Below are 26,988 nucleotides of genomic sequence, written 5' to 3' on the forward strand. Positions count from 1 at the left end.
TTGCGCGTTCTGCTGATCAAAACCTCCTCGCTGGGGGATGTCATCCACGCCATGCCGGCGCTCACCGACGCCGCGCGGGCGATCCCCGGCATTCGTTTCGATTGGGTGGTCGAAGAAGGCTTCGCCGAGCTGCCCACCTGGCACCCAGCCGTCGACAAGGTGATCCCGGTGGCCGTTCGCCGCTGGCGCAAGAACCTCTGGCAAACCTACAAGAGCGGCGAATGGAAGGCGTTCAAGGCTGCCGTGGGCGAGCGCCGGTACGACCTGGTGATCGACGCCCAAGGCCTGCTCAAGAGCGCGTGGCTCACCCGTTACGTGAAAGCGCCGGTGGCCGGCATGGACAAAAACTCCGCCCGGGAGCCGATCGCTGCGCGCTTCTACGACCGCAAGGTGCCGGTGATCAAAGGCCAGCACGCGGTGGAGCGGTTGCGCCTGCTGTTCGCCCTGGCCCTGGGCTATGACCTGCCGCCAGGTGCCGGCCAGTACGGGCTTGACCGGTCCCGGCTGCTCAGCATTCCCAACCCCACTTCTTATGTGGTGTTTCTGCATGGCACCACCTGGGCGACCAAGCATTGGCCCGAGGTGTACTGGCGCGAGCTTGCCGAGCGCCTGCGCCTGGCTGGCATCGGCGTGCGCTTGCCGTGGGGCAATGAAGAAGAATTTCGGCGTGCGCATCGCATCGCCGCCGGCATGAACAACGTGCAGGTGCTCCCCAAGCTCAACCTGGCAGGGGTCGCCGCCGTACTGGTGCAGGCGCGGGCCTGCGTTGCGGTAGACACCGGCCTTGGCCATCTAGCCGCAGCGCTGGATGTGCCCACGGTGTCGGTGTATGGGCCTACCAACCCGGGCCTGACCGGCGCCTATGGCCGCACCCAGGTGCACCTGGCAAGCGATTGGCCCTGCGCGCCATGCCTGCAGAAGCACTGCACTTACAAACCCACGCCGGAGGACCTGGCGCGGCACGATCTCAAACGCGAAGGGCCGTTGTGCTTCACCCGCGTGAACCCCGAGCGTGTGGCAGGGCAGTTAAGCACGCTGTTGTTGGCCGAGGGCATGCGTTGATGCAGTTGGCGTTCGTTTTGTACAAGTATTTTCCGTTCGGCGGCCTGCAGCGCGACTTCATGCGCATCGCCCTGGAGTGCCAGCGGCGCGGGCATGCCATTCGCGTCTATACGCCCATCTGGCAGGGTGAGGTGCCCCCCGGCTTCGATGTACGCATCGTTCCGGCCAGGGCGTTGTTCAACCACCATCGCAACGAGAAACTCACCGCCTGGATGCAGGCAGACCTCGCCCGCGACCCGGTCGACCGGCTGGTGGGCTTCAACAAGATGCCGGGGCTGGACGTTTACTACGCCGCCGACGGCTGCTTCGAAGACAAGGCACAGACGCTGCGTAATCCGCTGTATCGCTATTTCGGCCGTTACAAGCATTTCGCCGACTACGAGCGGGCCGTGTTCTCGCCCGAGTCCAAAACGCAGATCCTGATGATTTCCGAGGTGCAGCAGCCGCTGTTCGTCAAGCATTACGGCACCCCCGCCGAGCGCTTCCACCTGCTGCCCCCCGGTATTGCCCAGGACCGCCGCCGCCCGGCGGACGCCGGCGCCATTCGCGCGGCGTTTCGCCAGGAGTTCGGCCTGGCCGAGCAGGACCGCCTGCTGGTGCAGATCGGCTCGGGCTTCAAGACCAAGGGCACCGACCGCAGCCTCAAGGCGTTGGCGGCACTGCCCGAGGCGCTGCGCAAGCGCACGCGCCTGTTCGTGATCGGCCAGGACGACCCCAAGGTGTTCCAGTTGCAGGCCCGGGCGCTTGGGCTGGGCGAGCAGGTCAGCTTCATGAAGGGCCGGCCCGATATTCCGCGCTTTCTGCTGGGCGCCGATGCGCTGATCCACCCGGCCTACAACGAAAACACCGGTACCGTGTTACTGGAGGCGCTGGTGGCGGGGCTGCCGGTGCTGGTGAGCGCAGTGTGCGGCTACGCCCACTACATCGCCGAGGCCGGCAGCGGGCTTGTGCTTGACGAGCCTTTCGAACAGGCCCAACTCAACCGCTACCTGGCGCAGATGCTTCAGGACGATGCCGCGCGTGAGCGTTGGGCCGCCCAAGGCCTGGCCTTCGCCGAGCACGCCGACCTCTACAGCATGCCCGAGCATGCCGCCGATCTGATCCTGAGCGAGGCCCAGGCATGACCCTGATGTTGCTGGAACCCTTCAAGGGCCTGTGGGCCGGGCACGATCCCTTCGAAGCCGTCGAGGCGTTGCAGGGTGAGGTGTACCGCGAGCTCGAAGGCCGCCGTACCCTGCGCACCGAGGTGCAGGGGCGCGGGTATTTTGTGAAGATCCACCGAGGCATCGGCTGGGGCGAGATCGTCAAGAACCTGGCCAGCGCCAAGCTGCCGGTGCTGGGTGCAGGCCAGGAGTGGCGCGCCATCGAGCGCCTGCACCAGGCCGGCATCGCCACCATGACCGCCGTGGCCTATGGCGAACGGGGCAGCAACCCTGCGCGGCAGCATTCGTTCATCATCACCGAGGAGCTTGCGCCCACGGTGAGCCTGGAAGACTACAGCCTGAACTGGCGCGCCCATCCACCGGCGCCTGCGCTCAAGCACGCCCTGATCGCCAAGGTCGCGGGCATGGTTGGCGGCATGCACCGGGCCGGCGTGAACCACCGCGACTGCTACATCTGCCATTTCCTGCTGCACACCGACCGGCCGATCAGCCCCTGCGACCTTCCGGTGTCGGTGATCGACCTGCACCGTGCGCAAACCCGCTCGCACACCCCTCGCCGGTGGCGCGACAAAGACCTGGCGGCGCTGTACTTCTCGGCGCTCGACATCGGCTTGACCCGCCGCGACAAGCTGCGCTTTCTGCGTGATTACTTTCGGCTGCCGCTGCGCCAGGTATTACGTGACGAGGCACGCCTGCTGGCCTGGCTCGAACGCAAGGCGGCGAGCCTCTATGCGCGCAAGCAGCGCTATGGAGACGCTCTCTGATGGCCGGGTGGAAACTGGAGCCTGAGTATCAGCACCTGGCCGAAGCCTTCGGCAGCCTGGAGGCGGTGTTCGCGTTGCAAGGCGAGCGCCTGACCAACGACAACCTCTCGGAGGTGATCCGGGTGCGGCTGGAGGGGGTGATGTATTACGTCAAGCGCTATACCGGCGCCGGCCGTGGCCTGCGCCGGTACGTGGGGCGCCCGCGAGTGCGCGCGGAGTGGCAGAACCTCAAGCGTTTCGCGCAATGGGGTATCCCCACCGCCGAAGTGGTGGCCTGGGGGCTGGAGCGTGACGGTGTCGCCTTTGGCCGCGGCGCGCTCATTACCCGTGAGTTGCCGCATACCCAAGACCTGGACCTTCTGGCGAACCAGCACGATGCGCGCCTGCGCAACCGGGCCTGGGTGGACTACGTCAGCCAGCAGGTCGCCCGCCACACCCGCCAGATGCACGATCACCACTTCACTCACAACGACCTGAAGTGGCGTAACCTGCTGGTGGACGATCAGGACACGGTGTTCTTCATCGATTGCCCCAACGGCGCGTTCTGGTACAGCTTCATGCTGCGTTACCGCATCACCAAAGACCTGGCTTGCCTGGACAAAGTGGGCAAATACCACCTCTCGCGTACCCAGCGGCTGCGTTTCTATCTCCAATACCGCAGGCGCGAGCGCCTGAACGCGTCGGATAAAAAGCGCATCCGGCACATCCTGAGCTTCTTCGAGGGGCGCGAATGAACACTTTCAATGGGGCCGATGCCCAAGCCCTGCTGGCGCGCCACGGGCTCGACAGCTTCCAGGCCCTGTGGAACCTGCAGCTGACCGCGGTGGACGAGCCCAACACCGGCCGGGGCGGGTGGAGCAGCGTTTATCGGCTGGAGCTCGAAGGCCAGGGGTTCTTCCTCAAGCGCCAGAGCGGCTACCTCACCCGTACGCTTCGCCGGCCATTCGGTGAGCCAACCTTTGCCCGCGAGTTCCGCAACATCCAGCGTTACCGCCGCATGGGTATTCCTTCGCTAGACGCTGTGTTCTACGGCCAGCATCAAGCCGCCGAAGGCACCCAGGCGGTGCTGTTGACCCGCGCGCTGGATGACTGGGCAGACCTGGAGTCGTGGAACGACCGCTGGGCCGAGGTGCCGCCAGAAGGCCGCCAGGCCATCCTCGCTGCCGTCGGCGGCCTGGCGCGTACCCTGCACGGTGCGGGGCAGGTTCACAACTGCTTCTACCCCAAACATGTTTTCCTGCGCGAAAAGGCCGGGCAGTTCCAGGCCTGCCTGATCGACCTGGAAAAAACCCGGCCGTTGATCTTCGGCCGGCGCGACCGGGTTCGCGACCTGGAGCCCTTGCTGCGGCGCTCGCACATGTGGAGCGACGACGAGATTCGGCTGATGCTGGCTGCCTATCTCAAGCAGCCTGCCGAGGGGGCCGAAGTGGGCGCCTGGCTTGAACAGCTGGGGCGCCGCCGCCGCCACAAAGGAAACCGCTGATGCAACTGGCCGAACTGCAGAAGGCCGGCCGAGCGCCGGCCGTGCCACTGAATGTGACGTTGGCCGATGCCGCCGGCATCGCTGATCTCCAACTGCTGACCCTGCTGCGCGTGCTGCCTGGCCAGCGCTATGTGGGTGCTGGTGTGTGGCGTGGCCGCCCGGTGCTGGCCAAGCTGTTGGTGGGGCCCAAGGCGAGCCGCCACTTCGAGCGTGAGCTCGAAGGCGTGAAGCTGCTGCAGGCGCAGGGGCTGACCACGCCCCAGTTGCTGGCCGACGGGCTGGAGGCAGGGCAGGGGGGCTGGCTGTTGTTCGAGCTGCTGGACCCAGTACAGAGCCTGGGCCAGGCCTGGGAAGCTGTGGAGCATCTGCCGGTGCTGGCCGATGAACAGTCGGCGGTGCTTGGCCAGGCCCTGGAAGCAGTGGCTCGGATGCACCTCAAAGGCCTGTGGCAGGAAGACCTGCACCTGGACAACCTGCTGCGCGCCAACGGCCAGCTCTACCTGATCGACGGTGCCGGCGTGCGCGCCGACGAAGCGGGCAAGCCCTTGCCCCGCGAGCGAGTGCTGGAAAACCTCGGGGTGTTCTTTGCCCAGCTGCCGCCAGCGCTGGCGCCGTTCACCGAAGAGCTGCTGGTGCACTACCTGATGGCCAATAGCGAGCATGCCTTGCCGCTGGAGGCGCTGCAAAGGCAGGTCGACAAGGTACGGGCCTGGCGCCTGAAAGACTACCTGGCCAAGGCCGGGCGAGACTGCACGCTGTTCAGCGTTGAACGCGATGCCTCGGGTTTGACGGCCATGCGCCGAGATCAGGCTGCCCCTATGGCCGAAGTGCTGGAGCACGCCGATGCGCTGATCGATGCCGGGCACCTCTACAAGACCGGCGGGGCCGCGACCGTAGCTCGTATTCAAGCTCAAGGCCGTACGCTGGTGGTCAAGCGCTACAACATCAAGAATGCTCTGCACTGGCTCAAGCGCTTCTGGCGCCCCAGCCGTGCCTGGCATTCGTGGATCGCGGCGCACCGCCTTGCCTTTCTCGGCATCGCTACGCCTCTGCCCCTGGCCGTGCGCGAAAGCCGAACCCTGGGCCTGCGTGGCCGTGCCTGGCTGGTTACCGAGTACCTCGAGGGGCCCGACATCATTGAACGGTGGGCACCTTATACCGAGAGCGGCGAGGTGCCCGAGCCCGAGCTGCTGGCGCTTGATGAGCTGTTTCAGGCCCTGATGCGCGAACGCATCAGCCACGGCGATCTCAAGGGCCACAATCTGTTCTGGCACCAGGGGCGGTGGGCGTTGATCGATCTGGATGCAATGCGCCAGCACGCGAGTGCAGGCAGCTTCGCAGCGGCCTACGCACGGGACCGCGAAAGGTTCCTGCGCAACTGGCCCGAGGGAAGCGCTCTGCGTGGGCTGCTGGAAGCCAGGGTTCCAGCAGCCCTTGGCGAGGTCAGTCGACCTTGATCATGCCGAAGTCACGCATGGCTGCCGTCAGCGCGGCGAGATCATCGAACGGTCGGCCATGCACGGTGCTCCAGCTGGGCCGGTCGACGTACAGCCGGCCATCGGCACGGGTAGTGATCGCAGTCTGGTGAACCTCCCCATTGCGGGAGCGGTGCCAGATGTACGAGCGAGCCGGGTCGCTGCTATCGATCAAGTATTGCCCAGGCCGGTGCAGGCGCTGCTCGGGCGCAAGCGGTGCGCGATGGCCATGGGGCTGCACCGCCAGCAGCAAGTCGCACTTGACCATGACTTCACGGCCCCCTCGTGCGCTGGCGATTTCGCCAGGGTCGGCAATAGCGGCATGGCCCTGCCCAGGAGGAACATCGCGCACCCTCAAGCCAATGGCGCCCTGCAATTCCGCCAGGCCAGGCACGGTTTGCTGGTAGGTGTTAGCGTGTGTGTTGCCCACCAGCGCGACCCAGTTGTGTGCGCCAACGGCCGCCTGGTGCCGCTCGATAGCCCGGTTGGCGTAGAAGTTCATCATGCGCTGGCGAGTGGTGTGCTGGGGGCCCATCACATCCATTCCATCCAGGCGGTAGGTGGCGGCGCAGTCGATCGCTCGAATATCCAGGCCTTTGTCCCGTGCACGAACCACCAGCTGTTCGAAGTTGTAGGTTTTGGCCGAGTCGGTGTGATGCCCCCAGTCAAGCGTTCTGAGGTCATCCAGCAACTGGCGGCTCATCACGCCGGTTTGCACGAAGTGGTCAAGGTCGAGCTGGTTCGCGTCGGCCAGTAGATGCTCCAGGTAAAGGGTCTTCACATTGCAGTCCAGCAGTGTGTCGAGGTTGTCGATCAGGAATTGCTTGCTACCCACGTGAGCGTGCGCCTCGCCGACCACTAACCCACGGGTTTTATCGTAGATACCGCGCAGCAAAGCGGCATCGCCCGGTATCAGGTTGACGTTGGGCAATTCCGGGCGGGGCGGCAGCACCTGGGTCAGCACTGCGTGTGAGTCGTTCAGGATCTTGGCGCGTAAAGAAAAAAACGCTTCCTGAGTGGGATGAATGCTGGTGTCGAACGTGAAGTAGTTATTGTCCAGCGCTTTGCCGTTGTGCGCCTTGATCTTGTGAAAGGTAGCGATATGCTGCGGCGGGAGATGGTATTCGGCATCCCACAAGCGCAATTGCAGTTCACTGCTCGGTTCTGTCACCGGCAAGGAGGCGTCAGGGTCAGCCACCCAGCGGCCTGCGCGGTCGCGCTTGAGCATTGCTGCGGGTTTGGCCCCTGCGCCAGGGTCGTGCCGGCGGACGTGAAGCTCCAGCGTTTTAGGGTCCAGTGTCCAGTTCACCCGCTCTTCAGGCGTCGGCACCGGTTGGGCTGCCTGCGGGGGCGCGGCCTCAAGGTGCAGGGTCAGGTCTGCTGCTGCGATGTTGCCTGTGAGCGCCGGGCCGCCGGCATCCTCGACCCTTACACTGACCACGCCCTGCACCTGCGCTACGCCTGGCACGCCGTCGTGGGCCAACGCCAATCGGTGTTCCAGGAGGGCGATCCAGCGCTCTTCGGGAGCGGCCTGGCATGCCGAGCCTATGATCCGATTGGCAATGAAGCCTCGCATCCTTGTGGCCGAGGCTGCACCTTCTGCCGCAGGCGCCAGCCCAAAGTCGTAGCTGACCGACGTATTGAGCGCGCGGACTTCGATACCGTGGCGGTGCGCGGCCTTGATCAGGTGGTAGTAGTCCAGGCCGCTTCCCTTGGGCGCCAGCAAGCCATGGTGGGCAAATGCATAGAAGTGCTTGAGCGTGCGCGAGCCACTCCGAGCACGGGCGCCGAGCGCCTTGTATTTCTGCAGTTTGGCGGCGTGAATATCAGCCAGCAGGTGTTCCAGGTAAAGCACCGTGACGCCTTGTTCTGCCAGCGCGGGCATGCTGTCGATCAACAGTTTTTTGCTCGCCGGGGAGTTCAGCGTTTCGGCGATGACTACCCCGCGATGGTGCGCCGCGATCTCGACCAGCGCCTGACCGGAGGGCCCCGCGGCGGGTGCCACCACCGAGGGCCGTGGCGGCAGCGCCAAGCCCTGGTACCAGGCCGATGCGTCGTGCGCCAGGGTGCTGCGCAGGCGAGCGTAGGTATCCTTTGCGGTCGAAACGAGTGCGTTGTGGGTGGGCGCCGCCCATTGCTCCAGCGCCCTCGCGGCGGGGGTGCCCGGCGGGCAAGCGATTGCCATGGCGTGGTTGTGCAGCTCGGTCGGTAATTCGTAGGCGCTTGTCACACTGCGTGTGGTCGCTGTACCTGTAGGGGCGCCACCGAGCAGGCCTGCTGGCGATAGCCGCGCCCACTGGCCCTGTGCATTGCGAACGACAGGCTGGCGGCCGCTGAAGGAGAATGGATTGGCAGGGTCGACGATGTACCAGCACCTGTCGGCTGCGACGTACTGAACCTGGAAATGCTGTTGCCCCATGGCTATGTAGAAGCGGCCTTCGAGCTGGACGACGCCCTGCGCGTGGCTGCTGGTCAGAGGCGTTGCGCGACTTAGGTCCACTTCCACGGCGTAGGCCTGGGCTGATGGATGAGGCGCCGACGCCGCATCCAGGCGCTGCCAGGCACCGTCTTTGTTCTGCCTGACATAACGACCGCTGCCAGTGAGCGAGCCGTCCTCGGCGGCGTGAAGCACTTCATGGACGTGCGCGCCATGGCTCTTTCCTGCATAGACCAGCTGATGTCCCAAGGGAACCGGCAGCGGGCCTGCCGGCTCCAGCAAGGGGCGTGTGGCGCGGGTGGGCCTTGCCTGGCGAATCAGATGGCCAAACCCTTTGAGCCCTGATGTCAGGTCGCCTGCCGCCCCTGCGCCATTGAGCAATGCCGAGAAGAGCAACAAGCCAGCTTCGTCTTCATTGCCCTCGGCGAACGCCTTCAGCCCTTTGGAGTAATCACGCAAGGCCAGCGTGGCACCCACGGCAAAAGAGGCAAGAGGGAACGGCAGCGTCAGCGCTGTGGCGGCCAGCTCCACGGTGTTGCGGGCGATGTTGGCGATCATGTCGCTGCGTGATGTAGTGGTATGGCGAACATCGTCGATCCGGCGCCGCAGTATTGCATCATGGCAACTGTCAGCCAGGTCGGTGCACACCTGGGGAGGCAGCGCAGGGGGTTGGCTGGCGCCGGAGTTTCTGATGTCAGCGATGAAAAAGGCGATCAGCCGGCCCAGGCTCAGGCTGCAGCGATCTTTGTAGTAGTCACCCATGCCCGGTGAGGCCAGCGTGGCCCGGAAGGTGTCCAGGCGTCGCCATTGTTGGCCATCGGGGGCATTGGGGGTATAGGCCCAGGCGTTATCTGCGGTGCCTGGATGGGGCGTGACAATGTAACAGCCCTGGATGGTTTCCAGGTGCATCATGCTGGGGAGAGGCAATAGCCGGCGGGCCTGTTCATACACGGCAACGAAGGCCTCGCCCAGCGCCGCGGCTGAGGCCACCAGCGGGTTACGAAGCTCGAATTGCATAGGGTACACAGGATGGCGCTGCCGCACCGGCAGGCGGGTGTCGGCCAGTGTCAACAGCGTTGTGTTGATCCATGTGTAGTCGGCGGCGGGGAGCGTGCCCTCCAGGCGTGCCCTGAGTGCGGAGCGTTGCATCTGCAATTGCAGGATCAATACGCTCTGCTGGCGGCGCCAGGCCCGGCCGGGGCTGTCGGGCGCCAGCAGGCGCTGCTCGATGTCGGCGATGTAGCGGTCTGCTAGCCATGCGCCGCGTACCGAGCCTGCCACCTGTTGTGGTGTGAGCGCCGAGAGGTCGACACCTGGGGGGCCGCTGAAGGTAGCTGTGGTGTCGGCGGTGGGGGTCAGCAGGCCAAGGCTATCGTCATAGCCATCGCGCAGCATCTGCGTATAGGTCAGGGTTTCTCTGGGGGTCTGGATGACGATGCTGTCTGGGTCGACCAGGTCATCTGCCCGTTCCAGCAGTGCGTTTATCTTTTCCCGTGCCTGGCTATGCACATAGCGCTCGAAGTCGGGGACGGCCGTGTGTGGGTGGCTGGCGTAGCGCTCGACGGCGCCTGCGATCTGGTCATTCAGAGCGCCAAGCTGCTGGTAGCTTGAACGTTGGGCAGTCAATGCGCCTGGCAGCTCGTGGGCTGCCTGCGCTTGAGCCATCTGAATGTGCTGGCGGGTCAGCAACCCGATGGCATCGCTCACCGGCTCCAGGCGTAGGAACGCCGCGTAGGCGGGTGTGGCTACAACGATGGGTTGGGGGTTGCCCTGTGCATCGATGTACCAAGGCCGTTCGCTGGTAGTGGCGGGGCGCTCGGGAAACGGGCGCTGCGCCAAGGCTTCCAACACCGTGCCGAAGGCTTCGCGCTGCTGTGGCAGCACATTGGCCAGGAGCAGGTCGCGGGTTGGCGCGTCGGCTGCCCAACCGACCCACTCGGCAACCAGCTGCCGCGCCGTGTCGAAGGCCATCAGGCTTCTGCCGGTCGGTGCATCGGCGCAGTACACCAGCAGCCGCAACGTTGAGCCCTCGGTATCGAGGTGGCGAATAACCAGGCTGGCCCGTAGCTCGAACCGGTCGGCCAATATCACCCGATTGGCTTCCAGGTGGCCAATGACCGGCGGCTGGCCTGCGCAGAAGGCGCTCAGCAGTGCATGGTCGGAGGGGGAGATGTGCCCCTGCACCCGTGCCAGCCAGCCCAACGCGACGAGATGCTCACGCATCAGCTTGCTCAACAGGGTGTGTGTGGAACCCAGGGCGTGCGTTTGGCGTTGCTCGAGGCAGAACGGCTGGTAGACGGCCAGTTGAGTGACCAGTTCGCCGACGTAGGCAGGGGTCAATGCGGTATAGGGTGGCTCCACAGGCCGGCCGGCCAAGCTGATGCGCGTATCGTTGAGGTAAGGCGAGTTCGGCGTGAGGTCACCGGGGTGTAAGCCGTCTATCGCCAGCTGGGTGAGGGTTTTCGTGATCTGGTAACGTTCACCGGTGATCGGTAGCGAGCGATTCAGGGTGATCTGCATCTGGTCCGGGTCTATGTCTAGCCCAAGATCATTGGCGATACGCGCGCTCAGCCGGCTGCGAGAAAAATCCTGGAGCGTCGCGCAGCCATTCAGGGCGCTGAGCAATGCCTGGCGCAGGTGATCGTAGCGCTGGAGCGCTGCCAGGCACTGCTCACGTTGCTCCGCCGGTGCATTGAGCAACCAGTCGGGGTCCGAGGGCGCCTGGTCGATCCAGGCTCGGTACAGCACCTGGGCGATGGTGGCGGGCGATAGCCTTGCCGGCGCCGTGATGGCTTGCGAAATCAGCTGTTGCAACGCCTGGCGATCCGGGGCTGCGCCGGCAACTTCGAATGCCCAGGCAAGGTCTTGCCGTTGCAGGTCGATCAATTGCTCGGCCAGGGTGTGGAACGGGCTGGCGAGGAGGGGGGTGAGCACCCAGTCGTCAGTGTCGAAGGCTTCCAGCTCCAGGCTTGGCTCCTCTTCGATGGCCTGCATGGCCTGGCGATGTTTTGCAGGCATCAGCCCGAGCAGTGGTGAGCGCAATTCGGGCTGATTGATCGAGTGGGTCAGGCCGTTGAGCAGCGCAGGCAGGGCCGGGGCCCCGACCCAGCCTGCGCCTGACACATACAGCAAGGTTGGGCCCTGTTCCCTGGCGAAGACGACGGCGCCCTGCAGGGGCGCGGTGTGTTCCTCGTTGAGCCGAACGCCCAGGGTAAACAGTGATACGCCTGGTTCATCGTGGTAGCTGGGCAGGCAGTGCCGATACGCCGTGTGGAGATTGCCCCGGGCTATCCGGGCTTCCAGCTCCTTGCGCATAGCCTGTTCCAGGTCTTTGGCGTAGTGCTCGCGACGGCGGATGTTGTCTGCTTCCCGCATGGCCCAGAAACCTGCAAGCGCACCGAGCGCTGCCCGCAAATCGGGTGCGCCACTGCTGCTGCCCAAGGCGTCAGCCTGTGGCAGCTGACGCAGGCGTGATTGCAATCGGGTGCTGGCCTCGGCCAGGCCGGCCAAGGCCTGGCGTACGAGTTGGCGGTAAAGCGTCGAGGGGGTGGTGTGGGTGGGCATAGGGTGCAGGCTCCTAGGGCAATCGAGCGCTGGCCTCGTGGCCAGCGTTTGGCGATTTAATCGGCCATCGACTGCACGCAGGCGGTAGATAAATCGTTCAGCCCCAGGTGACATCCAGCCATGCGCTGGCCATTGCCAGTTGCTTGAGCTTGGTCTGCCAGCCCGTACCGCCCGGTTTGCGTCGCAGTTTCAGCGTCAACGTGTCTCCCTCTCGCTGCGGGGTCGGATGCACCACGGTGTAACGGCCTGCAGCGAGGCTGCGACGAACCTCCAACAGCGTGCCTCCCAGTTTCAACATCTGCCGCCCTTGATCGGTGAATAACTCACCTTCGGGCACGTCGGCAGGGCCTTGGCTGGCCAGCCGGGGCCAAAGGGCCTGCAGGTCTGGAACGATGCCTTTCCAAAGGGGGAGGTCCACCATCTCCCACACCCCCTGAGCATTGCGCTGGATCGTCGGCTTGTAATGCGCGTCTGGTTTGCGTGCATCGACTACCCGCCAATGTTCGCCGTCGAAAAGGACGTGATACCGGTTACCGTGGCCGTCCCGTACGAAGTAGTCGCTGTAGCCGCCGGTCAGCACTTGTGTTTCCAGCACCCGTTCCGCGCCGCTCAATTCATAGCGCAAGCGGGTGCTGTCGGCGGGTGCGGCATACTGGGGGTGAAGCGGGCTGGCGGTATTGAAGGGGAAACTGCGCACAACCTTGCTCATCAGGGGGTTGCTCGAAAGCGTGATGGCGCCTTCGAGCAAATGAGCGTACATCTCTATCGCGTTGAGCAATTGCGCCTCTGTGCTCGATGTCTCAAGGCTTTGAGTGAAAACCACCGCAGACCAGGCGGCGCGGGCCACTGAAAGGGTGCCGACAATCTTGGCCGGCAAGACGCAACTCACCAGCTCTGCGAGCGTCAGCGCAACGCGCTGGGCGGTATCCAAGTCGATTTCCTGATTGCTGGTGGTTCTGGCGTCGGCATTGGCGATGATCATCCGGGTTTCCGACTGGTAGCCATTGATGAAAACGTTGCCCTTGATCAGGCGTGCATCGATGTGCCGGTAGAGCTTTTCGGATGCCAGCAGGGCTCGCACCGCTGCCTGCTCCGCGATGGCGATACGGGCGCACAGGTATTGTCGGATTTCGTCGCGGCTCAGCCAGTCTCGGGTCAGCGCGGCTCGGCTTTCGAACATCTTCCAGTGCCAGCGGTCGGGGTTTTCCGGGGCATAGACCAGCACTTCCCGGTTGTTGTTGTCTGGAGCCGGGCCTACCAGGTAGACGCCGTGCACCGGGGCCTCCCGGATCATCAGTTGCCAGGCCTCGATGCGCTGACCATCGACTCTGCGCAGGTCGGGGCGGCCGGGGTGGGTGAGCAGCGCCTGAACCCAGGGATGCACTCGATCCCCTGTGCCAAGGTGGCCGCGGTAGCCGTCCTTGAGGGCTTCATAGTGCATTTTCGCTTTTAGCAGGCGCTGATAACGTTCGCGGCGCCACTGGGCTTCGGGCCCCGTGCGCAGCTGGTGAGTGAGGTAGTCGACGTAGCTGCCGCCCACATTGGCCTGGCGCACGAGCCGGCGGACCACCCCTGGCCTCAAGGCAGGGATCGCTTGGCCCTGCTCGCCATGTACGCGAGCGGTCAGCAGGTAGTCCAGGTCAAGCGGGCTGAGGTTGTCCATGGCCAGCTCGATCAGGCTGCGCGTGGTCGTCACATATTCCAGCGGCGCCCCCGCCCGGTCGAGCGAGCGGCCCGCGCTGGAGCCGGTATCGGCCGGGTTGAGCGGGGAGATCAGCGGGCCGGTCGCCCGCGCGCGAGTGATGCTGACCAGAATTCGCTCCGGTTGCATCTCCACACCCGCGGCTTGCAGGCCCCGCGCCAGTTGGTCGCGCGCGAAGCCTTCCAGGCCCGCGCGTTCAGCAAAGCGTTTGAGCGGGATCAACTCGGGCGCCATCGCTGCCACCGTGGCAACCTGCAGCTCACAGAGTGCGCGGTTGAGCCTGAGCATTCGTTCGTTGCTCAGCGACTTGAGCCAGGCGGGCATCCCGGCGACCAGCTGCGCGGTGACGTGGGTTTCTCGCAGGCCGACATGGGCGAGTAGGGGCCTGATTGCGCAGTGCTTGCGCAGGTGCTCGTCAGCAGCCAGCAGCCCGTCGCTCGCCATGATGGCCTGCGCCTGCACCCAGGCATCCTGGGCGGCGTGGCGTTGGCGTTGTATCACAGCCCGGGTCAGGGCCTCGAACAGAGGCCCTTTGATCTCGACACATTCGAGCCGATCACTGCCTAGACTGTGCTGGGCATCGAGCGGAGCCATTGCCCCAAGCAGTGCAGGGCCCTGTATGTCATCTTCCAGGCGTGCGACCAGTTCAGCGTAGAGTGCCGGCCAGTTGTCGAATGCCTCGATACCCCAGGCCAGCGTCGACAACACCACAGGCTGCATCGGGTGGGTGACCGGATCGGATGCCGCCAGCACGGCCGCGCCCGTCACCCACCATGACCGCCGCTGCGCCCATAGCTTGAGCAGCCCCTGCCACGGCCGCTGGCGGGTCACGGCCGCATGGCACAACTGCAGGGCTGGCCCGGCCAGTGTTGGCCCCTGCTCCCGCAATGCCACCTGGGCCTGCCACTGCTGAGACAGCCAGCGAGTGAGCCAGTGGTAGCGAACTTCGCCTTCATACTGCTCCACATTCCAGAAGGCGTGCAGCCGGTCGAGCCATCGGCTGCGTGCGTCGCGGCTGAATCGCTGTGCAAGGCGTATCACACTGTGGCCGTCGGCTGTCGTCAGGGGAATCAGGCCTTGGGCGGTGATGCACGAAACCGGCCCTTGCGGTTCGTCGCTTGGGCCGGCGATCGCCAGGGCCAGCCAATGGGTCAGCGGCTGCTGGCCCAGGTAAATGGCATCTGGCGCCAGTGCATTGGCGGATGATGAAAGGGCTGAGGCAAGATCGGCGCTCAGCACGCTCCACGGCGTGGGTGAGGCCGTGAGCATGCGGCCCAGGCGTGTGTCGAGCTCAGTCAAGCGTGTGAAAGGGGGGGCAATCGTCATGGCGGCAATGCTCGTCGGTATGGAAAAGCCCGAAAGCCTGGGGGCTGGAAGCATCAGCCGGTGGTATTTAAGGCTATGCCCCTGGCCCCTAGGGGCGCGCGCCGCATCCTCTGGTATACTCCGCCGTTTTCGATTCAAACCGATCTGAGTTCGATGAGGCCCCCACCTTGGCATTGACGATTCTTGGCCTGTCCGGCGCCCTGAGCCACGACCCCTCCGCTGCGCTATACATCGACGGCAAGCTTATCGCTGCCGCTGAAGAAGAGCGCTTCGTGCGGGATAAACACGCGAAGAACCGCATGCCCTACGAATCGGCGAAGTTCTGCCTGGAGCAGGCAGGCATCAAGCCGTCCGACGTAGACGTCGTGGCCATTCCGTTCGCGCCCATCAGCCTGTTCGGCAAGGCCCGCTGGCACTACGCCAAGCGCTACTGGTATGCGCCCGACCGCGCGCTCGATGCGCTGCTGATGGGTAACCGCCGCTACAAGCGCTACCGCAAGAAGATCGTCTGGTGCCTGGAGCAATTGGGCTTCGATCCGAAGAAAATCAAGATCGAGCCGGTCGAGCATCACCTGGCGCACGCTTCCAGTGCCTACCACTGCTCGGGCTTCCAGGAAAAAACCGCGATCCTGGGCATCGACGGCAAAGGCGAGTACGCCACCACGTTCTTCGGCTACGGCGAGAACGGCAAGATCCACAAGATCAAGGAATTCTTCGACCCTGATTCGCTGGGCGGCCTTTATGGCGCTATCACCGAGTTCCTGGGCTTCGAAATGCTCGATGGCGAATTCAAGGTCATGGGCATGGCGCCGTACGGCGATGCCAGCAAATACGACTTCTCTCGCCTTGCCAGCTTCGAGAACGGCGAGCTGGTGATCAACACCGAACTGGCCAACGTCATCGGCCTGCGCCGCTACAAGGAAAACGGCAAGGGCTTCTACTTCTCGCCCAAGCTGATCGAATGGCTGGGGCCCAAGCGTGAAGGCGATGTCGCCGACGAGCCCTACATCCACTACGCCGCCAGCATGCAGGCGTTGTTCGAAAAGCTGGCACTGCAGATGATCGACCACTACCTGGGCGACATCCTGAAGGAAACCGGCAAACTGGCGTTCGCAGGCGGCTGCGCGTTGAACGTCAAGCTCAACCAGAAGATCATCGCCCGGCCCGACGTCAAGGAGCTGTTCGTGCAGCCTGCTTCCGGCGACGCCGGTACTGCGGTGGGCGCCGCCGCGTACGTTTCCCATGCTCGCGGCGTGCCCGTCGAGAAGATGGAGCACGTCTATCTCGGCCCTGCGTATTCCAACGAAGATGTGATCGCTGCCTGTGCGCGCCACCCCAACAAGCCCGAGTGGCGCAAGCTCGATGACATGCCGCAGCGCATCGCCCGGATCATGGTCGATGGCAACCCGGTGGCCTGGTTCCAGGGGCGTATGGAGTTCGGGCCGCGCGCCTTGGGCGGTCGCTCGATCATCGGTTGCCCCAGTGCGACCGGCGTGGCTGACCGCATCAACGAACAGATCAAGTTCCGCGAGCGCTGGCGCCCCTTCTGCCCGTCGATGCTCGATACGGTGGCACCGCAGATGATCATGGTCGACCACCCGGCGCCGTTCATGACCTTCACCTTCGAGGTGAACGAGGAGTGGAAGACGCGCGTACCCGAAGTGGTGCATGAAGACGGCACGTCCCGGGCTCAGGTGCTCAAGCGTGAGTTCAACCCTCGCTATTACGACATGATGAAGGCGCTCGAGGCGCTGACCGGCAATGGTGTGTCGCTCAATACCTCGCTCAACCGTCGCGGCGAGCCCATGATCTGCTCGCCCACCGACGCCTTGAACATGTTCTATGGCTCTGACCTGCAGTACCTGATCATGGAAGACATCCTTGTGGTCAAAGAAGGTGCTGATCCTTATGTCAGCATCGGCTAAGCGCCATGTGCTGCAGCTGTGCCACAGCTACTACGGGCCTTTCCTCGATTGTGCCCGGCAGTACGCCAGCCTGTTCCGGGGGCGCGGCTATCGGGTAACGACCGTGTTCCTGACGGGCAAGCCCGACCTGCGTGTGGTCGATGAATGCCAGAGCGACGAAGTGCAGTTTCTGGGCTTCAGCTCTGCGGCCGTGCGTGGGCTCAAGCTCGGCGCCATCGCGGCGCTGCGCAAACAGTTACGAGGCCGTGAGTATGCGTTCTGCATCGCCCACCGCTTCAAGCCGCTCTACGTGGCGCTGCTGGGTACGCGCATGCCAGTGATCGGTGTCCACCACGGTTTCGGTGACTATGAGCGGGCCGGCCGGCGTCTTTTCGCCAATATCTTCCGTAAGCGCCTGGCGTTGCTGGGTGTGTCCGATGCGGTGCGCGACGACCTGCGCCGCTGCTTGCCCAATTGGGCGCCTGAGCGTATCGAAACCCTGTACAACCGCATCGACCTCGCCGAACGGCAAGCGCAACTGTTGCCGCGTGCCGAGGCTCGCCAGGCGCTTGGCCTCCCAGGTGATGCCTGGGTAATCGGCAATGTCGGCCGCTTGCATCCAGACAAAGACCAAGCGACCTTGCTGCAGGGGTTCGCCCTGGCGCTCCCGCGCCTGCCAGCCGATGCCAGGTTGGTGATCATGGGCAAAGGCCGGCTCGAGGCTGCGCTCAAGCAGCAGGCCGAGCAGGCAGGCCTTGCAGGCCGGGTACTGTTTACTGGCCAATTGGCCCAGGCGGCGCGCTATTTTTCCGCTTTCGATACCTTCGCGCTCAGCTCCGATCACGAGCCGTTCGGCATGGTGCTGCTGGAGGCCATGAGTGCCGGGGTGCCATTGGTGGCAACCGACTGCGGCGGTGCACCCGAAGTGGTCCGGGGGGTTGGCCAGCTATTTCCACTGGGCGATGCTCAGGCGCTCGCCGAAGCGCTGGTGCGGGTCGCCGGGTTGGATGCAGAACAGCGCCTGGCGTTGAGCCGGGCGATGGCAGAACGGGTGACCAGCTGTTTCAGTGACGAGGCGGTTGCCGATGCATTCTGGCGCCTGCCAGTGGTCAAGCAGTGGGGGCTCGCCTGATGCTTGAACGTCTGGCGCTCTGGCGCGAGCGTGGCTGGGCGCCGATCGACGAGGCCGCCTACGCCCAGGTATGGGCGCGCTTTGGTGGCAGTGTCGCCACACATCCGCAGGTGGTGCAGCGGCTGGCCGGGCTGGCAGGCCTGCCAGTACGTTACCTGGGTATCGAGCGAGGGGGCGAGCTGATCGCCGCCCTGCCGGCGTGGGGGCGGCACCTCGCCCTGAGCAAGGAGGGCCTGAAAGCGGCCGGAAAGAAGGGCCTTTTCGACCTGGGGAATGCAGAGATCATCCTCCCTGCTTCGGACACAGCGCAGGCGCCCCTGCGGCACCGGGCACGGTACTTGTCGGGCCTCAATCAGGGCCGGTTCAGCGGCCTGAAGGCCCAGCCAGAGCAATTGGCGATGGCGCGCGAGCCAGAAGAACTGTCCAAGAAGTTTCGTTACAACCAGCGGCGTGAGCTGCGATTGCTGGAAGAAGCCGGCGGTGTGGTTCGCCCGGCCAGTGATTTTTCCGCCGCGGAACTGGCGCGCATTTATTGCGACCTGTTCGCCCGGCGCTGGGGGTTCCCTGCCACAGGGGCGGCGCGGATGGCCGAGGTGGTCGGGTTGCTGCAGCCCTTCATCATCGGCTCGGTGATCTTCCTTGAGGGCGAGCCGATTGCCACGCAGCTGATCTATCGCGTCGAGGCACCCCAGTGGATCAGCGTCGAGTACGTCAACGGCGGCGTCGACCCTCAAACGCGGGAGTTCAGCCCAGGCAGCGTGCTCAGCTTTCTCAATACCCAGGCGGCCTGGGAAGACGCCCGGGCCCGCGGCAAGGCGCTACGCTTCTCGTTCGGCCGGGCCGATCGTGAATACAAGGCCCGCTGGTGCAACCCGGTGGAGGTCTGGCAGGCATGAGTCGCAAGCAGGCATTGTTGCGCAGGCACCGGCGCAACAAACGTATTGGCTTGATCGTCGGGTTGCTATTGCTGGTGGTCATGGGCGTGCTTTTGGCCTGGTGGGTCATCCCACTGGGTGCCCTGCTGGCGTGGATGGCGCACGAGGCGTGGTTCAGCGACCACCTGTTCTACTCCCCGGCACAGGACTACCAGTATGCGCTGCCTACCCAGCGGCAGTGGGCTGTGAGCGTGGCGGGCGGGCGCCTGGCGCTGCCGGCGGATGCCGCGATAGAGCAGGGGGATACGTTGGTGCTGCAGGTTCGGCTGCGCAGTACGTGGCTGGGTCGCTTCCTCGACCCCTGGGTCGCTGCCGGCCATGACCGCCAGACATTCGAGCGGGGCGTGCGCGGCCTGCGCTACCTCAACCTCACCGGAGCGAACCTGGCCGAGGGGCTGGCTCTGCAGGCCCGGCATTGCCGCCTGGCGCCAGAGGCTACTCTTCTGGCATTCAGCCCTCCTGCCGGCGCCTTGGGCCGGGTGCTGGTGATCGCACCCCATGCCGACGATGCCGAGCTGGCGGCCTTCGAGCTTTACAGCCAGGCGCGCGAAAGCTGGATCGTCACCCTCACGGCTGGCGAAATCGAAGCAGAGCATTATGAGCAGATGGGCCTTGCGAAGGCTCAGGCCAGCCGGCTCAAGGGCCAATTGCGAGCTTGGGATAGCCTGGCCGTGCCCCTCTGGGCCGGCGTGCCTGCCGAGCGTTGCGTGCAGTTGGGCTACTTCTGCCTGCAACTGCCTGCGATGCGCGAACAGCCTGATACCCCCATTGCCTCTCGGGCTGCCGAGCTTGCCGATGTGCGCCCGTTTCGGCGCTTCAACCAGGTGAGCCTGCGCACCGACAGCGATGGCGCACCGACGTGGGCGAACCTGGTGGGTGACCTGATCGAGCTTTTCGAGCGTGTTCGCCCCGACGCGATCGTGCTGCCCGATGCGGGCCTGGACCCTCACCCTGACCACATCGCCGCTCGCCAGGCTACGGCGCAGGCTCTGGAGGCCACCGGCCAGGCGCCGCTGTTGCTGGGGTATGCCAACCACCTGCACGACAATGACCGTTGGCCGATGGGCAACGGCGGCGACGGCGTTGCGCTGCCTCCGCATTTCGATGCGAGCCAGCCGAGGCGGCCGTGGGTGGTGCAGGTCTCCCCTGAGCAGCAGTGGCAAAAGGCTATGGCCTTGGGCATGATGCACGACCTTCAACCACCGCTGCCGGCCAAGCGCCGCATGCGCCGCTGGTTGCAACGGCTGTTGGCGGGCCGGGAATGGCCCCGCTATGGTGAGAACGAATTTTTCCGCAAGGCGGTTCGGCGTCACGAGTTGTTCTGGGTCCAAGGGCTCGAACCAGGCCCGGCCGGCCGCGGCCCCGAGGTGTGAGGCCACTGTGAACCGCCCCCGAATTCTGTTTCTGATCCCGTACTTTGGCGCCTGGCCATTCTGGATGCCGTTCTTCCTCCAGAGTTGCCGTGCCAACCCGGATATCGACTGGTTGCTGTTCAGCGACTGCCGCGTGCCCGAGGCCCTGCCCACCAACGTTCGGGTGCGCACGATAAGTTATCGTGACTATTGCGCGCACGCTGCCGAGCGGATGGGCATTGCCTTCGCGCCGGCCAACCCCTATAAGCTGTGCGACATCAAGCCTGCCCTGGGCCATATCCACGAGGCCGACCTGCAGGGTTACGATTTCTGGGCTTTCGGCGATCTGGACCTGGTATATGGCGATTTGCGCGCCTGGCTCAGCGACGCGCGGCTGCAGCGCTACGACGTGCTCACCACCCACGCCCGGCGTGTAGCCGGGCACCTGTGCGTGCTGCGCAACACCCCACGCTACCGGCAGCTGTTCATGCGCATGAAGCAGTGGCAGCAGCGCCTGAGCGATCAGCAGCATCACGCGATGGACGAGGGCGCCTTCAGCCGCCTGTTCATGTGGCGCAAGAACTTCCCCAAACCGCTGTTCAAACTGGTGGGGCTGTTCAATCCGCTGCGCAGGGCCAGCCTGTTCATGGAGGCCTACACTACGCCCAATGGCTGCATACAATGGCGTGACGGCACCGAGCAATTCCCGCGCCGCTGGTATTGGCGCCACGGCAAAATCAGCAACGATCGGGACGATCTGCTTTATCCCTACTTTCATTTTGCCTGCTGGAAGCGCAACGAGTGGCGCCAGCAGGTGCCGCAGGGCGGGCCTGCTTTGTCCGTGATCGCAGCCAGTGGCCATTGGGCCATCGATGCCGAGGGGTTCCACCCTGGAGAGCCATGAGCAAACCCTTCAAGATTTTACAGCTGCACCCTGACTACAACATCAAGCGCCATGACTTCGCGGACCTGTCCGAACAGATCGTCAAGGCGCTGCCGGCTGAGCGCTATGAGGTGACACAGGCGTTTCTGCGCGGCCGCCCCGCCCCGAGCGAGCCTGTGAGCCGAGCGGCCCACAGCGTCTATTTCGACATGAGCGAGACCGCGCTCAAAGGCATCCGCCGGCTGGGCGCGTTGTGGCGCCTGTACCAATTCTGCAAGGCAGAAGGGTTCGACGCGGTCATCTGCAACCGGTTCAAACCAGTGAACATGATGATGCAGCTCAATCGCTGGCTGAAGATTCCGCTGTGCATCGGTATCGTTCATGGCTTTGGCGAGTACGACCGGGCCTACCGTCGGCGCCAGGCGCACAGAAGCATCGATCGGCACTGGCGTTTCATCGGTGTGTCGCCAGCGGTGCGCGACTACCTGCTCGGGCTTGAGTGCGGTTTCACCGCTGGCAATACCGTGGCGATCACCAATGCCATCGACATCGAGCAGGCCAGGGGCCTGCAGCTGGAGCGCCAGGCCGCCCGTACGGCCCTGGGGCTGCGCCAGGATGCCCGCCTGATCGGCGCCCTGGGGCGGCTGGTGCCGGTCAAGGGCCATACGTTCCTGCTGCAAGCCTTCGCCCGCTTGAAAGACCGCTACCCCAATGTGGAGCTGGCCATCATCGGTGCTGGGCGCGAACAGGCCAACCTGCAGCGGCAGATTGCCGAACTCGGGCTTGCCGGGCGTGCTCATTTGCTCGGTTTTCATGCCGACGCGCTGCAATACGTGCGCGCCTTCGACCTGTGGACCATGCCATCGCTGGCCGAAGGGCTGGGCCTGGCACTGCTCGAAGGCATGAGCGGCGAGCTGCCGGTGATCGCCTCCAACGTGCCGGCCATGCTGCCGTTGATCGAAGGTGCGGGGGGCATCGCGGTCACCCCAGGTGATGTCGACAGCCTGGTCGAGGCGCTGGATACCTACCTGGCGCTGCCGGACGATCAATTGCGTGCCAAGGGCGCCGAAACCTTCGCCTACCTTTGCCAGCATCACGCCATAGAACCGTTTCGCCGGGCCTACCTGGATTTCATCGAACATAGCCTCGCACAGGAGTGCCCCAATGGCTGACGCCCAACCCTTGGTCAGCGTGATCATCGCTTCCTACAACCACGGCCCGTACATAGAGGAAAGCATCCGTAGCGTCCTCGCCCAGGACTACCCCAATATCGAGCTGCTGGTGATCGACGACGGCTCTACCGACGACAGTGTGCAGCGCATCGAACGCCTTCAGGCCGAGCATGGGTTCGACTTTCGCGTGCAGGAAAACCAGGGCCTGACCAACACCCTCAACAGTGCGGTTTCCCGCTGCAGAGGCTCGCTGATCGCCCCCTTCGGCTCGGATGACGTCATGTTGCCCGGGCGCATCAGTGCGCAGGTTGCCCATATGGACGGCAAGCCGGAAGTCGGGATCTGCTGCGGCAACATCGAGCTGATCGATGCCGAGGGTAACCTGTACCCTGAAAAGCGCCAGAACCGCGATGTGCCCTTTCGCCGGCTGGATTTCGACGACATGTTCATGGAGCGCAAGCCCTATCCGCCGGCGCCGACCTTGCTGATTCGCCGTGAAGCGCTCGAGGCGGTGGGAGGTTTCGACCCCCGCATCCGCCTGGAAGATTTGCTGATCGAGCTGAAGATCACCCGTGCCGGGTACTACATCGACGGGCTCAACGTGCTGATGGCGCGCTACCGCAAGCACGCCACCAACTCCTACAAGAACCTGCGGTTCATGACAGATGCCATCCTGCGCAGCTACGCATTGTTCAGCGACCACCCGCAGTACGAGTACGTGAAGTACCGGTTTCTCAATTCGATGTTCTTGAAGGTATCAAGCCGTGACCGGGCATTCGCCCGTGAACTGCTGGCGCAGATTCCCTTCAAGCGCTGGAACCGCAAGACCGTCCGTGGCCTGGTGCGTTACGTGCTGCCGCGTGAGGCGCACTGATCAGGCTGCCGGCAGCGCCAGCTGGGCTGCCGCCTTGCCCCCTGCCTTGCTGGCATAGCCTGCCCTGAAGGCCTCGGCTTCGGTCGTCAGTAGCCAGTGTGCGTCTTCGGGGTAGCGGTGGATGTGTTTGAGGTTGCGCTGGCGCAACCTCGCCCTGATCGGAGACGGGAGCAGGCGCATGTCGGCCACATCGATCAAGGCAAAGCGCTGTTGCGCGTCGATCAACACGTTGCCCAGGTGCATGGAGCGAAAGTAGATGCCCAGCTCGTGCACCTGGGCCATGAAAGCGCCGAAGCCATGGGCCAGGGCTGCCGCGTCTGCTGTGCCAGCGTGCGCCTGGCGCACTGTCTGGCCAGGCAGCGGGCGGTAGCGAACCGCTGCGGCACCCCCGCCCATATCCCACAGCGCCAGCACCGTCGGGGCGCTGATACCGCGCTGGTTCAGGTAGAAGCAGTTGTCGGCGAAGCGCTGGGCCAGTGGGTAGAAGCTGTTGCTGGTAAACACGCCCCGCGCCCGGAACAGCTTGACGAAGCTGCCATCGGCCAGTTGAACCACCTTGGCGCCAAGGCCGTCAGCCTCGATCACCTTGCCCGCCTTGATCGCCTGGCGATCGCTGGCCGAGGGCACGCTCGGCTGGACGATCGGCAGCCCGCGCCCGCGGTGGGCGATACTGACCGCTGCTACCCATGCCAGCGGCAACCAAAGCAAATACCAGTGTTCATTGGGGCGGGAGAACACGCCGCCGCCTTCGGTCAGCCCGCTGCCGATACCGAAGACCACCCAGGTAGTGGCCAGTACCACCAGGGGCTGGTGGCGCAATTGCAGGCCTCGCCACAAGGCCACCAACTGCATGCCCGCCCAGGGTATGAAGCCAATGATGCCCAGATAGAACAAAGCTCCCAGCGCGAAGTTGTGCGGCTCTGCGAGCATGAAGCCGATATTGACGTCGATTTGCAGTGCCGCGTCATAGCCGTGGCCGATCCACGGGTGCTCGGCGATAAGGCCTGCCACGATCTTCCAGATATCGAATCGATAGGAGCTGCCGCGGCTCAGTAATTCCTGATGAAACATCAGAAAGACCAGTGCGCCCGCTATCAACCCTGCCAGCAGCAGCCCGATGCTGCGCTTGTCGCGCTTGACGAGCGCCAGCCAGGTGACCGCTAGCGAAAGGGCTACCAAGGGGGTGCGCGACCCTGTGGCCAGTACCGCAGCGAAGGTGATCAGAGCGCCCAGCACACAAAGAGCGATGCTGGGCAGGTTGCGCTCCCCCAGGCCCCGATGCAGCCAATAGACGCAGAAGAAACCGAAAAGGTGGGCACTGAGCAGCGGGTTGTCGAACGCCCCACCCCCCACCAGGCGCGTATCGGCGGGGTAATGTGCAATGTAACTGACCAGGAACACCCCGGTAGCCAGGGTCGTCACCGGTGCTGCCACGCTCAGCACCGCCGGCAGGGCCTCCAGGCGGTGCCGAGCGATCAAGGCCAGGGCAGGGAACAGCAGCAGCATGATCAGCGGCCGCTTGGCCAGGCCCCACACGCTGTCATCGGTGTCGCTCCAGCCAACGCTTGCAATCGCCCACAGGGCAAGTGCCAGCACCAACAGGACGATTGGCTCGCGCAGTGTTGCCAGCAACTCGCGGGGGCGCAGCAACAAGGCCGCGAGCGTGGGCACGGCTAGAAGCAGGTAATACAAGGTCTGTAACGGCCCGCGCCCCGGCAAAATGAACATGCCGCAAAGAAAGGCGAACAGCCCGAAGGGCAAGATCCACTGCGTGATCGTATCGAAAGTGCGGTCTGCATAGACCCGCGGCTGAGTGGCTGGCATGTGTCGAGCGATATCCTGTGGCCCTGTGCGGAGGCGCGATGTTAACGGTATGGCGCCCGCACTGCCACGTTCAACCGACCTGTGCTGTGTTAAAGTGCGCCATTTCCCCACGCGAGCAGTTGCCCACTCCATGTCCGAAAGCCCAGCCAGCGCCAGCCCTTCGAGCCTGAAGATCTATTTCAGGTTGCTAGGTTATGTCCGGCCGTATATCGGCCTGTTCCTGCTCAGCATCGTAGGCTTCCTCATCTTCGCTTCGACCCAGCCAATGCTGGGCTACGTGCTGAAATATTTCGTCGACGGCCTTTCCGATCCCAACGCCAGGCTCTTTCCCAGTGTACCGATCCTGCGCGACCTTCAACTGTTGCAGGCAGTGCCGCTGCTCATCGTGGTGATCGCAGCCTGGCAAGGCGTAGGCTCCTACCTGGGCAACTACTTCCTGGCCAAGGTTTCCCTGGGCCTGGTGCACGACCTGCGGGTGCAGTTGTTCAACAACCTGCTGACCCTGCCCAACCGTTATTTCGACCGCAACAACTCCGGGCACCTGATCTCGCGCATCACCTTCAACGTGACCATGGTCACCGGTGCCGCCACCGACGCGATCAAGGTAGTGATCCGCGAAGGCATGACCGTGCTGTTCCTGTTCGGCTCGCTGTTGCTGATGAACTGGCGCCTGACACTGGTGATGGTTGCCATCCTGCCGCTGATCGGTTTCATGGTGACCCGCGCCAGCCGAACCTTCCGCAAGCAGAGCAAGAAAATCCAGGTGGCCATGGGGGACGTTACACATGTGGCCTCGGAAACCATCCAGGGGTATCGCGTGGTGCGCAGCTTCGGCGGTGAAACCTACGAACGCGAGCGTTTCGATGCTGCCAGCCAGAGCAACACCGACAAACAATTGCGCATGACCCGCACCGGCGCCATCTATACGCCGATGCTGCAGCTGGTGATCTACAGCGCCATGGCCGTGCTGATGTTCCTGGTGTTGTACATGCGTGGCGATGCTTCTGCAGGCGACCTGGTCGCCTACATCACCCTGGCTGGCCTGTTGCCCAAGCCGATTCGCCAGTTGTCGGAAGTCAGCTCCACGGTGCAGCGCGGCGTGGCCGGTGCAGAGAGCATCTTCGAGCAACTCGACGAGCCCCAGGAAGTCGACCATGGCAGCGTGGCCCGCGAGAGCGTCAGCGGCCGGCTGGAAGTGCGGGGGCTGGACTTCACCTACCCAGGCACCCAAAAGCCGGTGCTGCACGACATCAACTTTGTCGCCGAGCCAGGGCAGATGGTCGCGCTGGTGGGGCGTTCGGGTAGCGGTAAATCTACCCTGGCGGCGTTGATCCCGCGGTTCTACCAGCATGGCGATGGGCAGATCCTGCTCGATGGCGTCGATGTGCAGGACTACACGCTGCTCAACCTGCGCCGGCACATCGCCCAGGTGACCCAGCAGGTCACGCTGTTCAGCGATACCGTGGCGCGTAACATTGCTTATGGCGATTTGGCCGATGCCTCCCGCGAAGCCGTCGAGGCGGCAGCCGAGGCGGCCTTCGCCAAGGGCTTCATCGACCAGTTGCCGCAGGGCTTCGATACCCCCGTGGGCGAGAACGGCGTGCTGCTCTCCGGTGGCCAGCGCCAGCGCCTGGCGATCGCCCGTGCACTGCTCAAAAACGCGCCGCTGCTCATTCTCGACGAAGCCACTTCGGCGCTGGACACCGAGTCCGAACGGCATATCCAGGCGGCGTTGGACCACGTGATGAAAGGGCGCACCACCCTAGTGATCGCGCATCGGCTGTCCACCATCGAAAAGGCCGACCTGATCCTGGTGATGGACCAGGGCCGCATCGTCGAGCGAGGTACACACACTCAATTGCTCGCGATGAATGGCTATTACACACGCTTGCACGCCATGGGGCTGGATGATCCTGACAGCGAACCGGCCAGTTGA

17 protein-coding genes are annotated in these 26,988 nt (G+C 64.3%); 14 read left to right on the forward strand and 3 right to left on the reverse strand.

From position 1 onward, the window contains the following. Genes waaC through F474_RS11880 form a run of 6 tightly spaced genes read left to right on the forward strand, consistent with a single transcriptional unit; the run spans position 1 to position 5,929 of the window. Positions 1–1,062: a lipopolysaccharide heptosyltransferase I gene (waaC, locus tag F474_RS11855; protein WP_097084595.1), complete on the forward strand. Its 1,062-nt coding sequence runs from the start codon at positions 1–3 to the stop codon at positions 1,060–1,062. After that, positions 1,062–2,186 (forward strand): glycosyltransferase family 4 protein, encoded by a 1,125-nt coding sequence (locus F474_RS11860; protein ID WP_097084596.1) that lies wholly within the window; start codon positions 1,062–1,064, stop codon positions 2,184–2,186. The genes waaC and F474_RS11860 overlap by 1 nt, the downstream gene beginning before the upstream one ends. Further along, positions 2,183–2,989, forward strand: a complete 807-nt coding sequence (rfaP, locus tag F474_RS11865; RefSeq protein WP_097084597.1) for a lipopolysaccharide core heptose(I) kinase RfaP — start codon at positions 2,183–2,185, stop codon at positions 2,987–2,989. The genes F474_RS11860 and rfaP overlap by 4 nt, the downstream gene beginning before the upstream one ends. Next, on the forward strand, positions 2,989–3,723 hold the full coding sequence (locus F474_RS11870; protein ID WP_097084598.1) for a lipopolysaccharide kinase InaA family protein: 735 nt from the start codon (positions 2,989–2,991) through the stop codon (positions 3,721–3,723). Before rfaP ends, F474_RS11870 begins: the two co-directional genes overlap by 1 nt. After that, entirely contained in the window at positions 3,720–4,472 is a 753-nt protein-coding gene (locus F474_RS11875) for a lipopolysaccharide kinase InaA family protein (RefSeq protein ID WP_097084599.1), read from the forward strand. Before F474_RS11870 ends, F474_RS11875 begins: the two co-directional genes overlap by 4 nt. Next, positions 4,472–5,929 (forward strand): lipopolysaccharide kinase InaA family protein, encoded by a 1,458-nt coding sequence (locus F474_RS11880; protein ID WP_097084600.1) that lies wholly within the window; start codon positions 4,472–4,474, stop codon positions 5,927–5,929. The genes F474_RS11875 and F474_RS11880 overlap by 1 nt, the downstream gene beginning before the upstream one ends. Here F474_RS11880 and F474_RS11885 read toward each other — a convergent pair. Next, positions 5,916–11,948 carry a membrane-targeted effector domain-containing toxin gene (locus F474_RS11885; protein ID WP_097084601.1) on the reverse strand — a complete coding sequence of 2,011 codons (6,033 nt, stop codon included), beginning with the start codon at positions 11,946–11,948 and terminating at the stop codon, positions 5,916–5,918. The two genes, F474_RS11880 and F474_RS11885, sit on opposite strands and share 14 nt — an antisense overlap. A 97-nt stretch (positions 11,949–12,045) precedes the next feature. After that, positions 12,046–14,976, reverse strand: a complete 2,931-nt coding sequence (locus F474_RS11890; protein ID WP_097084602.1) for a dermonecrotic toxin domain-containing protein — start codon at positions 14,974–14,976, stop codon at positions 12,046–12,048. Between the two features lie 167 nt (positions 14,977–15,143). On the opposite strand from F474_RS11890, the gene F474_RS11895 reads away from it, so the two are divergent. From F474_RS11895 to F474_RS11925, 7 genes are all read left to right on the forward strand, one after another. Beyond that, positions 15,144–16,901, forward strand: coding sequence for a carbamoyltransferase (locus F474_RS11895; RefSeq protein WP_097084603.1), 1,758 nt, complete (start codon positions 15,144–15,146; stop codon positions 16,899–16,901). Continuing rightward, positions 16,885–18,012 carry a glycosyltransferase gene (locus F474_RS11900; RefSeq protein WP_097084604.1) on the forward strand — a complete coding sequence of 376 codons (1,128 nt, stop codon included), beginning with the start codon at positions 16,885–16,887 and terminating at the stop codon, positions 18,010–18,012. Before F474_RS11895 ends, F474_RS11900 begins: the two co-directional genes overlap by 17 nt. Continuing rightward, positions 18,012–18,908: a GNAT family N-acetyltransferase gene (locus F474_RS11905; protein ID WP_097084605.1), complete on the forward strand. Its 897-nt coding sequence runs from the start codon at positions 18,012–18,014 to the stop codon at positions 18,906–18,908. The genes F474_RS11900 and F474_RS11905 overlap by 1 nt, the downstream gene beginning before the upstream one ends. Next, positions 18,905–20,320 carry a PIG-L deacetylase family protein gene (locus tag F474_RS11910; protein WP_097084606.1) on the forward strand — a complete coding sequence of 472 codons (1,416 nt, stop codon included), beginning with the start codon at positions 18,905–18,907 and terminating at the stop codon, positions 20,318–20,320. Before F474_RS11905 ends, F474_RS11910 begins: the two co-directional genes overlap by 4 nt. Before the next feature lie 64 nt (positions 20,321–20,384). Next, entirely contained in the window at positions 20,385–21,203 is an 819-nt protein-coding gene (locus F474_RS11915) for a DUF6625 family protein (protein WP_097084607.1), read from the forward strand. Then, the gene (locus F474_RS11920) at positions 21,200–22,354 is read left to right on the forward strand and encodes a glycosyltransferase (protein WP_097084608.1); all 1,155 of its coding nucleotides are present in this window, start codon (positions 21,200–21,202) and stop codon (positions 22,352–22,354) included. The genes F474_RS11915 and F474_RS11920 overlap by 4 nt, the downstream gene beginning before the upstream one ends. Beyond that, on the forward strand, positions 22,347–23,228 hold the full coding sequence (locus F474_RS11925) for a glycosyltransferase (protein WP_097084609.1): 882 nt from the start codon (positions 22,347–22,349) through the stop codon (positions 23,226–23,228). The genes F474_RS11920 and F474_RS11925 overlap by 8 nt, the downstream gene beginning before the upstream one ends. On the opposite strand, the gene F474_RS11930 is transcribed toward F474_RS11925, so the two are convergent. Continuing rightward, positions 23,229–25,052 carry an O-antigen ligase family protein gene (locus F474_RS11930; RefSeq protein ID WP_165830306.1) on the reverse strand — a complete coding sequence of 608 codons (1,824 nt, stop codon included), beginning with the start codon at positions 25,050–25,052 and terminating at the stop codon, positions 23,229–23,231. Positions 25,053–25,182: 130 nt separating this feature from the next. On the opposite strand from F474_RS11930, the gene msbA reads away from it, so the two are divergent. Beyond that, on the forward strand, positions 25,183–26,988 hold the full coding sequence (gene msbA, locus F474_RS11935; RefSeq protein WP_097084611.1) for a lipid A export permease/ATP-binding protein MsbA: 1,806 nt from the start codon (positions 25,183–25,185) through the stop codon (positions 26,986–26,988).

This window comes from Pseudomonas sp. URIL14HWK12:I12, assembly GCF_003097135.1.
Classification (GTDB): Bacteria; Pseudomonadota; Gammaproteobacteria; order Pseudomonadales; family Pseudomonadaceae; genus Aquipseudomonas.